This is a genomic window from Comamonas sp. MYb69, assembly GCF_037479315.1.
Lineage (GTDB): Bacteria > Pseudomonadota > Gammaproteobacteria > Burkholderiales > Burkholderiaceae_C > Comamonas.
In genome coordinates, this window is the sequence record NZ_JBBGZG010000021.1 from 76751 (window position 1) to 89438 (window position 12688).

Consider the following 12688-nt stretch of genomic DNA (forward strand, 5'->3'; position numbering starts at 1 on the left):
AGGGTATTTAGTAGCGGTATGAGCAGGCTAAGCGATCCCCCCGAATTCCCCAAAACTCCCCAAAAAAATCCCCAGACCTCATGGCCATTACAACGCAGCAATCGACCTTGATTCCGTCTGAGGTTTGCTGCCTGCGACTATCGAATGCGGCTCTTGTAGCACCTTTAAAATCTTCTGCCTAAATTCCATGCTTAAACCTGGATCTTTTAGCTGCTCTTGCAATCTTTTGCGCTGCTGAGGATCCTTGGTCATTTCTTGAATCCGGGGTGAAGGGTCTGAGTTCCGGCCTTTATTGTTTCTCATGTTGCGTCCAGTTGTTGAAAGCCTCAGTGTCACAAGACACACTGCTTTTCTTCTGCGGCCCAATTTCGCAACACCCTTGACGCACAGACCTGGCGCTCGGGCGCGGCCCGGTGGCTAGGGTTGCGCCGCTCCGGTGCGGCACCAGAGCGAGGCGTCTGCCGCGCTAGTCCGGTGGCGCACGTCCATTCCCGCAACACTGCGGATAAGTCACCCCTTCCACCCAACAGCCCTCAGAAGCGGGCTTTTTTACGCCTACGCTCAAGGCACAAGAGGGTTTTCCCTATAACTAATTACAGTTATTGACAATTAGACACAGACAGGCCACATTCTCGTCCAAACCTAAGCGACCTGAGGAAGAGAATGATCAAGAAACTAGCTATGGGAGCATTGCTCCTCACAACCTTGGGAGCGGCAAGCTCTCACGCACAGACTGTTTTCTATTCGACGTACCCCGCAGAAGACTCCGGCGGCCCCTGCATCGGCACCAGCGGAATGGTGGCAGTCGGCACAAGAAACACCTCGGACACTGCTTATCAAATCGACCGCGCAAAAGTAAAACTACATAGGGTGAATCCGACTGTCGACGTCGCTTTCACTGTTTATAGCGATGATGCAGGCAAACCTGGTAGCCCCATTGCTGATCTGGGCCTTGCGACCGGAATGCCGGAATTGCCTATGTATGGTGACTATGTGCTTACCCCACCAACACCAATTACCTTTGCGCCTCAAACTACGTACTGGATCGTAGCTAGCTCGCCTACTACCGCAGAATATTGCCCAACTGGTTGGACGATGAACGCTTCAAACCCAACAGGGTTATTGAGTTTTGTGGCGAGTGCTCGAACCTCTGAAGGCACATGGGGCCCGATTGATTACACTGTAGCACTGGAACTTCTGGGCTTGCCCGCGCCCGATGCCCCACTCGCCGCCATTGCGACAACTGGCAACGGATCGGTAACATTGAGCTGGACTCCCCCAAATGACAACGGCTCGCCCATCACGAAATACACCGTGACGGGCGTGCCTGGCGGCTCATGCACAACCGAGATCGTGGCCCCAGCCACCGAGCCAGCAACTTCTTGCACGATCACCGGCTTGACCAATGGTACGCCCTACAAATTCACGGTCGTGGCAACCAACGCAATTGGCGACAGCGCTCCGTCACCCGAAAGTGCAGAAGCTATTCCACTCGCAGACGTGATGTTTGTGGGTGCAGGTCCGAATATCACGCTCGCAGGCGGTGTCGTTGCAGCGGCATATTCTCAACCTCTGCAGGTAACAGGCGGCCTGCCTCCATACACCTTCTCCGTGACGGGCGAGCTGCCACCTGGCCTGGCTCTGGATTCGGCTACCGGTGTAGTCTCTGGAACGCCTACGACACCTGGAACGTACAGCTTCTCGGTCGGCGTGTCGGACAGCACCGTGGGAGGCGGCGTCGCGTTGAAGGCAGTCCACGTCGCTGAGCAAACCTTTACCATCGTGATCACTGCAGCACCTGTGGTTCAGGCTACTCCCACACCAGTGCCGACACTGGGCGGTGTTGGTCTGCTGCTCCTGACCGGGGTAGTCGCCGGATCCATGGGCCTCATGCGCCGACGGAAATCTAGCTGATCTGGGAGCCCTCTTCGGAGGGCTTTTTCATAGGCATCTGTCACATCTTCTTTTCAATTCCGTTGCGCAAATAACTAAAAACAGTGGTTTGTAAGTGTTCGTTAGTTCTGATTTGTATGATCTTATTCATGAATTGGATGAGCCACGAAAAAAACGATCAAGAATGCGTATCGCTGAAGGAAATTTTGCCTCCAAGACTTTGGAGGGCCCTTGCAAGAAACGGGCTGAAGACCATAGAAGAGGTACGACGGCTATACCCAGAGGAGCTGCTCCAAATGCCCGATATAGGCCCCCGTGCGTTCAGGAAGATTGAAGCCCTTCTTTTCCCTGGCCAGTACTATGTGCCTGACTTCCGGGACGATCTGAAGAGCGATACCCTTGATGGAAAATCTAAGTACCGACCGGCTCTATGGCGCTTGCTCATGGAACTCCAGAGGGCAGATAGGGAGTCTGCACAAGCTGGGTACAGGAGCTAGGATGACTCCGCGTTCAAATTTATGATGCGTGCAATATGCAAGAACATCAGCAATCCGAAACACCCCTGGGTGACGTACTTCAACCCCGAGTGAAGCGTATTCTCGAAAGGAATGGGATTCATACGGTGGAAGCGTTGCGCATGGCCTATCCGCATCAGCTCGTAAAGATGTGGGGCCTGGGCATGTTCCGCTTCCGAACGATTGAGAAAGCGTTCTTCCCAGGCAAGGCATTTACACCGGCGCGGGTCTATGCACCAGTGCGGCACATCCGCGGCTCATCTCTTAACGGAGCCCTCGACCCAGCGACAGTCAAGGTCCTGTTCGATGCTGGAATCACTACTCCTGAGGAGCTGAAGGCGGTGGGGCCGGCTGAGCTTCTCACGATCAGAGGTCTTGGAGTGAACAGGCTTCGCGAGATCGAGAGAGCCTTCTTTCCAGGTCAACACTACGAGATCCCGCGCGGCAAGAGGGAGGCGGCAGTGGACGACGCTGCCTAACTTCTGGGGGTCAGTTCAGTGCCGTAGTGGCGCAGGGGAGGCTCTTTCTATATTGAATAGACAACATGTAACGTTTTCATTTCACTCCCAGGGCGCACCGATCGGGACGTAAGAGTGATGAGAGTGAAGCTGATCATGAGACGCACTCTCAAAAATTAGAAGATACCTATAAGCTTAGCAAAGCTGCTTGAAAGTTTGCAATGGTTGTGTTTTCCCTGACTAGGAAGCTGATGATTTAAGAGATGATTGGCAAACATTAAACCTAACGAGGGAATCCATGGCCAAACTTCACAGAGCTCTAGCGTTACTTCCGCTGCTGTTGTCTGCTGGAGCTTATTCGCAGACGACTACGCTCTACGCCCAAAATTTCAACAGCCCAGCCACAACATCCTGCACCGCTTGGGGTGGGTCAGGGTCGGACAGTAGCTTATCAAGCGACTACAACGGATCAGGGCAGATTGGCTCAGCAACATTCACACAGGTTGGAACTGCTGATCGTGTTTGCTGGAACACAGCACTAAACACAGATCCAGAAGGTACAGCCACTCCTTATTCTGGCGGATTCGCTCGCAATGGGGCTACCGTTGAGTCGTGGGCAATTGCATTTGACCCTCAGGGAAAGCCATTCCTCAACGGCCAGCTTGACCTTGCCCATGTGACACCGGGCAATCTCGACGGTATAGCAGTGCCTACAAACTATCCAGGTACAGCGACAAGTGTTCAGATGGGCCTGCGATTTTTCCGCATTCCGTCAGGAAGCAGCTTTAGCCTCGCGGCTGGCGCCGTCACTGCCGTCGGCTCTCCGGCAAATCCAGCTAACGTGGTGATCTCTGGCGTCACTCAGACTCCGCTCCCCGAGTCCGGATCGGTAAACATCATAAAAGATGCAACCTATTCTCGATACGCTGCAGACTGGGCAACGCACCAGTTTTCAGTTGACACAAGTAGCTTTAGCGCCGGTGACCGGCTGGCAATCGTAGGTACAGTAATTGACAACTTGACCTATATCGTATTCGATAATTTGATTATCACTTCAGATGACATTCCAGCCACCCCCCCAAGCATTAATAAGAGTTTTGGAGCACCCCAAATCAATCTAGGTCAGTCGACAACATTAACAATCAATGTAACTGGCAATGGAATAAGTCCTATAAATGGGCTGAATGTCACGGATAATTTGCCGACGCCAGTCGTCATGGGTACTGGAGGAGTTATTTCGAACACCTGCGGGGGGACATTAGTCGCTAGCGTAGGCAGCAATCAAATTCAGCTAACTAACGGAGTTCTTCCCGCTGCGGGTTGCGAGCTTCAGTTGGAGGTCCAGTGGCCTGCAGCGGCTGCTGCCCAGTGCTCAGGATCGCCTGTTACAAACACTATTGTTGATGGTATGGACTTCACCGTGGGTAGCACCACTACGGCCGGCATCAATGCACAAGCCACGCTGGCCTGCCCTGCTCCTCCAGTTCCTCCCCAGGTGTCTGTGAGCTGCACGCCAAACATTCTTTTAGATGCGCCAGGCCAAATCTCATCCTGCGCAATTACGGTTAATGTATCTCAATCAGCGGATTTGATTGTAAATCTGCAGCCGCCAGTCGGAAATCCCCGCTATACGAGCACATGTCAAAATGCTATTGTTATACCCGCAGGCAGTACAAATGCCAGTTGTATGATCGAAGCTGTAGCCAACTCAGTGGCGGGTGATGGCGATGTGACTGCAACCCTGTCAATTTTGGACTCTGCCTCGTATACCGTTGGTGTCAGAAGCGATAGCGTTGAGATTCGAAATGATGACGAAGTAATGCCTCCTGGTGCCCCAACACCAGTGCCCACATTGGGACTGATAAGCTTACTGTCCTTGTCCCCCATAATGTTCGTGGCAGGGTTAGTTGGGTTCTCTAGACGCCGCAAGCAATAAGTCCAACCGCCTCCGGGCGGTTTTTTAACGCCCGCCGCAGGCCTGGTCGCTGTCGTCACCGCTCAACCGGCGCTCGATGTTCACCTGGTCGCACAGCGCGGCTACTTCGGCGTCTCGTCGCCTAAGATCGCTCCCGAGGATTGCGACCACTTCGATCCCTTCTGCAAGCTTTCTGTCGAGGGCTGCGGTTTTATCTGCAAGATCGTCGCGGGCAGCTGCGTCGGCTTGGGCTTGCGCGCGATAAGTGGCGGCTCTTCCTTCGGTGCCGCGCTGCAGCCGCTCAGCATAAGCAAGCTCACGGCGCTGCACATCAGCAATGCCGGTATAGATAGCCGCCAGGCGGTCGGCGTTGTAGATCGTGTCTTGGGCATGCTTGCTTTCCAATTTGGCTGTGTTGGTCTCGTCGGTGCGGGCGGCTTCGGACCGGGTGGCCGTGCCCTGGGCCTGCTCGGCCTCGCACTTGGCCACCTGGCCGCTTATGCGCCACCCGTTGACCAGCGCACCGGTGCCAAACAGGGCAAAACAGGCCAAAATTCGCAGAATTCCACCGGTGGTCATAGTTCCTCCAGGCACAGTGCGCGCTCTGCCTGGCGACGGTTCTGCAAGCCCTGCACAAACTTGCCGTCAGCGGTGGACCAGTTGGGCGCACCGGATGGCGTGCGGGCAATCAGGTTGCAGCCCTGCTCTATGCGCCCAGCGTTGATGTTCTCCACTGCTTGGGAGCCGCAGGCAGCCGTCTTGCCCACGTTGATGGCGAACATCGTCAGGCCAATGAGTCGCTTGGCGGTGAGGTAATCCCAGTTGGCACAGCCCAGCACAGCAAACCCATACTCCAGCAGGGTGGTCTTGTTCACCTCCCGGCATTGGTCGTCCGTGAGCTTGTCGCCCACCGTGGCCGTCCAATCCGTGCGGCCGGCGCAGAAGGTGGGCAGGCCTCGGGCCAGGCTGTCGGCATACACTCGCAAGATGTTGCCCTCCCAGCGCTCCAGGGTGTTGTAGGCCAGCGGGCTGGTCAGCGCGGCCAGCAGCGCAGCAGGGATAGCCCCTTTGCGCAGGACCGACGCCGGTATGCTCGGTGCCTTTGGCATTGGTACGGTCATAGTTCGTCCCATCCTGTTCCAAACTTGTGTTGCATGCGGATAGCCATCTCGCGCTCTTCGCGGCGGTCTTTTCGCCACAGCCAGAATTGACTGCAGGCCCAGCCCAGTACGCCGATCAGCAGGCCGCCGATCACTCCCCATTCGGACACCGTGAGCCCGCTCACGAAGGCCCCTGCAGCGCCGCCGTATGCTGCGGATTTGCCCGCCACGATTGCCGCGTTCTCTGCTGCATTGCTCATGCATACCCCTCAGAAATAAGAAAACCCGCCGAAGCGGGTCGTGTTGTGTGTTGTCGGCAGAGGGTTACAAGGTCTCGGCGTAGCCGAACAGCTCGTGCAAATCGACCTCGGTCAAGTTGAGCCCAGCCGCCAGCAGTAGCACCGTGGGGCTGTCCGACTCGATGGCCGCCGAGCCCTGCCAGTCCACCAAGGCCCGGTAGCGGTCGAACTCATCGGGGATCAGGTTGATCTGCGCCTCAATGTCTTCGTTCTTGATGCCCTTCATGTCGAACAGCGCAAGCAAGGCCTGGCGCTTGGTCACCGTGACGCGCGCAGCATCCCGGGCGGCCTGCTCTGCAGCCAGGCGCTCAGCCTCCAGTTGGGCCAGCTCCTCTTCACTGAGCGGCACTACCTCCCACTGCTGCAGGTAGCCGTCCTCCGTCTCCAGTGGCTCCGCTGGCAGCGCCTTATGCGTGGCTGGATCGAACTCTGGCGGATCGGATGGCGTAATCAGCGCATAGCGCTCCGGCGCCTCAAAAGGCACGGGAAACGACACGTTGTGCGCGTGCCGGGCAATGATGTCCGCAGGGCTCAGGCCAAACTCTCGGGTTTCTTTGTCAAAGTACATGCGCCCTCCTTATCGGGTTCGGCCGAGGATCGAACCAGCGGCCACAATGTTCACGTTTGCAATGCCGTCGATGGCGTAGCCTGCCAGTGAGCCACTGGAAGGGCCAGTGCGGTTCTGCGATTCAAAGGACCCACTGGTGCTTCCGTCGTACCCGCCCTCGCCGTTCATGCCGATGGCGCCGCCAGTCCCGCCACGCCCGCCACTGGCTACCCCTGACGAGGAGCCGCCGATTACAGGCCCGCCAACAGACTGGGAGCCGCCATTGCCGCCTGCCTGCGAAGACAGAAAGGCAGGGGGATTGGCAGCAGTAAAGCCAGCTCCGTTGCCCCCAGATCCGCCGCTACCCGTAGCCGAATACCCGGTGCCTCGGAAGATGGTCACCGTCTGGCCGGTTCCACCCAGTCCGCCGCCGCCGAAGATCGTCCCGCCGGCGTTGTCCAGGTTGAATTTGATGGCGGCAACCATGCCAGTACCACTGTTGGTGGTTCCTCCAATGCGCCCCCTGTTCACTATGGTGAGCAGGTAATCTGGAATGTCAGCCACAGTGAGCGTTGCCACATCCACACCAGCATTGATGGTGCAGTACAGCGGCTCATAGCCAACCCAACCCGCAGAAATAGCAAGAGCCCGGATATCCGGGCTCCTGACGCTGGCCGCGATGGTGATAAACACCGGGCCTTTGATAAGTGGTGGTCGGTATGCCATATCAGTAGTTCGGCAGGTAGGAGCCCAGCCACTGGTCAGCCCCGGTTGACTGTGGACGGCGGAACTGGAAGATATGGATCTTGCCCGTTTGCAGGCTCTGCGGAGCCGTACCACCCACCCAGCGCACATTCGCCGGCCAGGTCAAGGTTCCGGATGTCAGATTCACCTCCAGCTCAAACAGCATGCAGTCTGCCGGCCGATTGTTGAAGGTGAACGCTGTGGCCCCCGTTACTGTCGTGTGAAAGTAGCTGCGCTTAGAGAGGTCGCACGCCCCGCCTGTGATCGCCAGGGACAGCGGGGCCTGTGCTTGTTGTGCTGCATTTGCCATTTGTTCTCCTTGTTATGCCCAGCGGCCAATGGCCATCAGCTTGATTGGGTAGGCCGTCACCCCAGCCACCGTGACTTCGGTGCGGATCAGCCAGTTGTTCGCGCCGCAAATCGCGACGCAGTTACGCAGGTTCTCTTGACCGGCTTGCGCAGCAATGCCGCAGAAGCCGACCCATGGACGGTCGCCAACGAAGGCATACGGGAAGGTCTGAGTCAAGCCAGCAAGCGTGGTCATGTTCAGGGATGCCACTGCAGTCATATGCAGCGCTCCATCGGCGAACTTAGTAAATGTTCCGTTGGCGTTGGTGCCCGTCTCGATGATCGGGCTGCCGTTCAAGGTCAAGCCGCCAGCAAAGTTCTGTGCCCCAGTCCAGTTGTTGGCCTGGTTGAATGGTTGATTGGTCGAGAACGGCGTGAAGGCTGTGAAACCGCTCACCCGCAGCCAGTCCCCAGAGGTTGAGTCGTACTGCAGCACGATCTGCCAGCCCAGCTGGTTCATCACGTAGTCTTCGGCATCCCCGCAGATGGTCTTGCCATTGCGCTGGATGTAGGGCGTTAGGGTGCCCGACACGTTCACCGCAGCAACCACCATCCCATGGAATGGTGCAGCAGGCAGGACCAACACCGAGGTGGCCGCAGTCATGCGGTACATGCCGCGATCTGCTGCGTTGGTACTTCCTGCAGGGCATGGCAGCACCGTGAAGTCATTGCGGCTCACCTCACCCCAGTACGTAGACCCGAGGGCTGGCGTTTGGCTCGCTACGTTCGCTAGATTGGACTTGAGATACCAGAGGCGTCCAAGATGAGTCACGGTTGCGGGCACAGCAAGGGCACCCGACAGGCCCACCCAGTCGCCTTTGTAGTTGGCGGCAGCGAAGGCGCCGTTGGCAGCCGTTTGCACCAGCACCAGCTGGTCTGCTGCGTCTTGCGCAAAATCTGCTGCATCTTCGGCACTCTGCAGCGCCTCCACAGCGTTGTCATAGACGTTCTGACCAATGGCCGCAATGCGGTTGCCGTGGCCAGGTACGGCCGTGCCCCAATCAAACGCCATGTCGTCATAGGCAGACTCAGGCGTGTTAGGCCCTGGGAACGGTGGCAATTGGGGATCGATGGGAGGTACTGGAGTTGGCATTTAGACAATCCCTTTCACAAAAATATTGGCTTTGGTAATGGCCTGGTTCTCGGGTGAAAGGTCCGAGGTCACAAAACCAACCGAGCTGAGATAGCGAAACTTTTCCTGCCGGCTTGCAAACACAGAAACGGGCGTGTCCTTGAGCTGCACCAGCGCCGACCAGATGCGGTTGGCATCCTCGGGGTTGATGGCGACGGGCAGCGTCAGATTCGTGGCGCTTCCCCGAGGAACTTGCCTGTATCGCCCGTCAGCACCCTCCGTTCGGGTCGTGTAATTCACGACCTCTGCCCGCGCCGTGTACAGCACGCCGGGCCGGCCAGTGAATAGGCCCATGGTTACCCAGGAGCCAATGGAGAAGAAGCCTACGCCTACATCGTCTGTCGCACCGCCCGTCACCTCCAGCGTCACCAGCACCCGGGGGCGAAGTGTGATCCCGTCCACCCGGAAGCTGGTTACTGGCGTTTTAGGCCCATAGAGGTAGTTCCACAGCGACGGACGCGAGGCGCGCAGCGAGCGGTCAATAGGTGGACTCAAGTCCTCCCCGGTATCCGCATCCTTAACGGTCAAGGTGAGCCGGTTGCCAATAGGGTTGTGCACCGCAATCCCAGAGACAAAGCGCATGAACAGCACATATTTGGCCGACCCCTTGCGCCCTACCCCTGCGGTCTGTACCTCGTTGTCAAAAGGCGCCCAGCGGTTACTGGGCCGCATATCCTCCCAGGATCGCTGATCGATGTTCGGCGGCACGGTCGCGTCGGTGGGGACCACCGCACACTTCCACACTCGTCGCTGATACACGCGCTCCGCACCCACTGCCACCACCTGGCCCGATGTCCATGCCGCCTCACCAGCTGCAGCGTCCACCTCGGGCACGGAGCCTGGGCGAAACGCTGCATCGGTGATGGGGATGGGGACTAAGACAATTGCCATGTCCCTTCCTTTCTACTGTTGAATGCGAAGCCGATTCACAACCTCAACGGCCATGACCGATCCGTCATTGGTCACACGGCCCAGGTTGTCGGACAGCTTGCGGGCATGCTCATTGACCGACACCACAACAGCCTCGACGCGCAGCAGGATTGCCTCAACACGCGCAGCGCCGGCTGCCGAGTCCGGCCCCCGAGACTGCCCGCGAACCGCCTCCATCAATGCACGGTTGTCCGATGCCTTGAAGATGCGTTCACCCTTGTGAATCTTGGCCGTCATGTCGTAAGGAACATAATCGATGCCCACTGCGAAAGAGGCCCGCTTGCGCCACTCGCCGGTCTTGGGGTCAAGCTCAAACTCGCCACTGGCCTTGTACTTCTCGAACTCCGCCAGCGAATAGCCATTGCTGACCATCGACCCGGTGCTGTTGTAGGCATACTCACCAGCCGCGTACTTGCCAATTTCTCCATTGCTGAAGATGGCTCGCCCATCAGCCGTGAGGCCCACCACAGTGACGCGGCTGGATCCAGTTACCGATCCGCCCAGGCTTCCGCCGCCAGTTGGCGTGGTGGAGGGTTTTGCCCCGCCGCCACCCAAACCAGCCTTCTCGGCCTCTTCCTTGCGGATTCGCTCCTGCTCCTTAGGGTCGAGCAGCTTGTAGAGTGCGTTCACAGCATCAGTAACACTGAGCGTCGCGTCTACCTGGTCTTCGCCGAAGATCTGCCAGAAGGTCTGGATGTCGTCCAGGCGCTTGAGCTGCGAAGTGGCCAGGTCGATTTGCTTTTGCGCATCGGTCTTGGCCAACTCTGCGAACTCGCCCAGCTCGTCCAACTGGCCCGCAAGAACCTTCTTGTCATAGTCCAGCTCCGCCTGGGTGGCGTAGTTGTCCATGACGAGGCCGCCCGTGGCCGCGTTGATCGCGCTTTGCGTCTGGTCGTAGTCACCAAAGCCCAGACCTCGGCGAGCGTTCTCAAGCGCCTGCTCGATGTACCCCATGCCGGCCGCAGCCTGCGAGTTCGCCATGTCGTCCACGCTCGCACGCAGAGACTTGGCGCTGCCCTTGAACAGGTCCACATAGCTGGACGCCTTTGTGAAGGCGTCCTTGGCGTCCGCTGCAAACTGGTTCCAATACTCCTTTTCACGGGAGATGGCGGCCTGCAGGTTCTGCTGAGCCAGCGTCTTGGCGGCCTCATCGGCCTTGGCCTTGTCCTCGGTGTCCCAGATCTCAACCTGCAGTTTCACCAGCTCTGGATCGTTGAACTTCTCCAGCTCCTTGATCTGCTTGGCGCGCTCCAGGCGGGTTGCCTCCGCATCGTTACCCTTGGCGCGCAGCAGTTGAATCTGCAGATCGCCCTTGAGCGAGGCGATGTTCTCGGCCGACGTGTAGATCATGTCGAACACATCCACGAGACCCAGCAAGCTGGCAAAGAGCTTTTGGCCCTCTTCCGTACTGCGGTCGATCCCGTTGATGTATTCCTTGAACGCCTCACGGCTGGCCGGCATGGTCTCGATGCCCAGCTTTTTAAGCTGGTCGTTGAGCAGTCGCGTCTGGTTCTTCACCTTCTCTTGGTCGGTGTAGAACTTGTCGTAATAGTTGCCGGTCGCAGCCGTGAACTTATCAGCGCCGCCGAATGCGTCAATGATGTCCGAAGCCATGTCAGCGCCAGCCAGCGACGTATCCATGAGCGTAAGCCCAAGCATGTCAAAGACCGAATTCACGCTGTACAGAGAGTCAGACAGTCGGGTGAGCGCCTGCACTGCCGTCTCACCCGTTCGCACGTATTCGCTCATCACGAATACCTGCTCAGTGATCGTCTCCGTCACTTCTCGACCTATGCGGCCATACTGCTGGGTGTCGCCGTCAGTGGGCAGCTCCACGTTGTCCCACACCGTGCGGGTGACTTCACGGGTCTGCTCTTCCCAGTGGCCGAGCACCGAGCGGGCCAACTCCTCATTGGCTTGCGCCAACGCCTGCTGGACCTTGGCCGATGCCTCCTCTTGCGTGAGTCCTGTCAGCTCAAGTCCTTTGCCGCCCGTGTCCGGGTGGATTTCATCCAGGCCCAGGGTCACGCGCATCGCGCGGATCGCATCGCCGTCAAGCCCCAGGCTGTCGGCCCGAGAGGCAGTGTCCTCGCGCATGCCCAGGAACGCATCCTGCAGGACCTTGATGGGTCCCTTAGAGCCTTCGATGGCGCCGTCGTACTGCGAGAGCATCTCCAAGCGGCTGTATTGCTGCTGGATTCGCCGCTCACGGTAGGCGTTGCGCTTGTCATCAGGGTTGTCAGCGATCTCCTTTTTAAGGCGCTCAATCTCAGCCTTGGACTGTTCGATCTCCTTCTCCGCCACAAGGTAGCGGTACTTAGGGCCACCAAAGAGGCTGCCGCTTTCGCGCATCAACTGATAACCGTAGAGATCGCCGCCCAGCTCGCCAGTGATGCCGCTACCGACCTGCTTTTCCTCCTTGAACATGCCACCCAGATAGGCTGCGATCAGTGGCACAGCCATGACCCAGCCGCCAGATGCAACCCATTGGGAAGCACTGGAAGCCCAGGAGGCCTCTGGAATTGCCGCTCCACCCGCACCTTCTGCAAAGCCGGCCCCTGCAGGTGCTGCGTAACCCGCTGCAGGCGCAGCTTCGCCGCCCCACCCCACCAAGTTAGCCAAGTAGCGCGACCCCTGTCCCACAAGACCTTGGCCGGAGTACAGGCTGTAGCCAGTCGATCCAGCACTGATGAGGTTCCCAACATTGCCGCCGGCAGAACCTTCAGATCCGGGCGTGTCCGATATTTTGTGTAAACGGGACGGGCTTCAGTTGATGGAGATGCGGTCTCCGAACTGAATGGTAAAGC

14 protein-coding genes are annotated in these 12688 nt (G+C 58.0%); 4 read left to right on the plus strand and 10 right to left on the minus strand.

Annotated features, from left to right (window positions below; genetic code table 11):
* Positions 1 to 87: 87 nt before the first annotated feature.
* On the minus strand, positions 88 to 252 hold the full coding sequence (locus WH303_RS22635; protein ID WP_339521191.1) for a hypothetical protein: 165 nt from the start codon (positions 250 to 252) through the stop codon (positions 88 to 90).
* A 411-nt stretch (positions 253 to 663) separates the two neighbouring features.
* Here WH303_RS22635 and WH303_RS22640 point away from each other — a divergent pair, with 411 nt between their 5' ends.
* The 4 genes from WH303_RS22640 (at position 664) to WH303_RS22655 (ending at position 4802) form a co-directional block, all read left to right on the plus strand.
* Positions 664 to 1914 (plus strand): fibronectin type III domain-containing protein, encoded by a 1251-nt coding sequence (locus tag WH303_RS22640; protein WP_339521192.1) that lies wholly within the window; start codon positions 664 to 666, stop codon positions 1912 to 1914.
* A gap of 137 nt (positions 1915 to 2051) precedes the next feature.
* Complete coding sequence (locus tag WH303_RS22645; RefSeq protein ID WP_339521194.1) at positions 2052 to 2390, plus strand: helix-hairpin-helix domain-containing protein; 339 nt, start codon at positions 2052 to 2054, stop codon at positions 2388 to 2390.
* 35 nt (positions 2391 to 2425) lie between these two features.
* Positions 2426 to 2887: a helix-hairpin-helix domain-containing protein gene (locus tag WH303_RS22650; protein WP_339521195.1), complete on the plus strand. Its 462-nt coding sequence runs from the start codon at positions 2426 to 2428 to the stop codon at positions 2885 to 2887.
* A gap of 277 nt (positions 2888 to 3164) precedes the next feature.
* On the plus strand, positions 3165 to 4802 hold the full coding sequence (locus tag WH303_RS22655; protein WP_339521196.1) for a DUF7933 domain-containing protein: 1638 nt from the start codon (positions 3165 to 3167) through the stop codon (positions 4800 to 4802).
* A 24-nt stretch (positions 4803 to 4826) separates the two neighbouring features.
* Here WH303_RS22655 and WH303_RS22660 read toward each other — a convergent pair whose 3' ends face one another.
* From WH303_RS22660 to WH303_RS22700, 9 genes are all read right to left on the minus strand, one after another.
* Positions 4827 to 5360 (minus strand): hypothetical protein, encoded by a 534-nt coding sequence (locus WH303_RS22660; protein ID WP_339521197.1) that lies wholly within the window; start codon positions 5358 to 5360, stop codon positions 4827 to 4829.
* On the minus strand, positions 5357 to 5902 hold the full coding sequence (locus tag WH303_RS22665) for a lysozyme (protein ID WP_339521198.1): 546 nt from the start codon (positions 5900 to 5902) through the stop codon (positions 5357 to 5359). The genes WH303_RS22660 and WH303_RS22665 overlap by 4 nt, the downstream gene beginning before the upstream one ends.
* Positions 5899 to 6141, minus strand: coding sequence for a hypothetical protein (locus WH303_RS22670; protein ID WP_339518875.1), 243 nt, complete (start codon positions 6139 to 6141; stop codon positions 5899 to 5901). The genes WH303_RS22665 and WH303_RS22670 overlap by 4 nt, the downstream gene beginning before the upstream one ends.
* 64 nt (positions 6142 to 6205) lie before the next feature.
* A complete protein-coding gene (locus WH303_RS22675; protein ID WP_339521199.1) occupies positions 6206 to 6748 on the minus strand; it encodes a hypothetical protein in 543 nt (180 codons plus the stop codon).
* Positions 6749 to 6757: 9 nt separating this feature from the next.
* Positions 6758 to 7453: a hypothetical protein gene (locus WH303_RS22680; protein WP_339521200.1), complete on the minus strand. Its 696-nt coding sequence runs from the start codon at positions 7451 to 7453 to the stop codon at positions 6758 to 6760.
* A 1-nt stretch (position 7454) separates the two neighbouring features.
* Complete coding sequence (locus WH303_RS22685) at positions 7455 to 7781, minus strand: hypothetical protein (protein WP_339521201.1); 327 nt, start codon at positions 7779 to 7781, stop codon at positions 7455 to 7457.
* 12 nt (positions 7782 to 7793) lie between these two features.
* Entirely contained in the window at positions 7794 to 8831 is a 1038-nt protein-coding gene (locus WH303_RS22690) for a hypothetical protein (protein ID WP_339521202.1), read from the minus strand.
* 81 nt (positions 8832 to 8912) lie between these two features.
* Positions 8913 to 9842 (minus strand): hypothetical protein, encoded by a 930-nt coding sequence (locus WH303_RS22695; protein WP_339521203.1) that lies wholly within the window; start codon positions 9840 to 9842, stop codon positions 8913 to 8915.
* A 12-nt stretch (positions 9843 to 9854) separates the two neighbouring features.
* Positions 9855 to 12344 (minus strand): hypothetical protein, encoded by a 2490-nt coding sequence (locus WH303_RS22700; protein WP_339521204.1) that lies wholly within the window; start codon positions 12342 to 12344, stop codon positions 9855 to 9857.
* Positions 12345 to 12688: the final 344 nt, after the last annotated feature.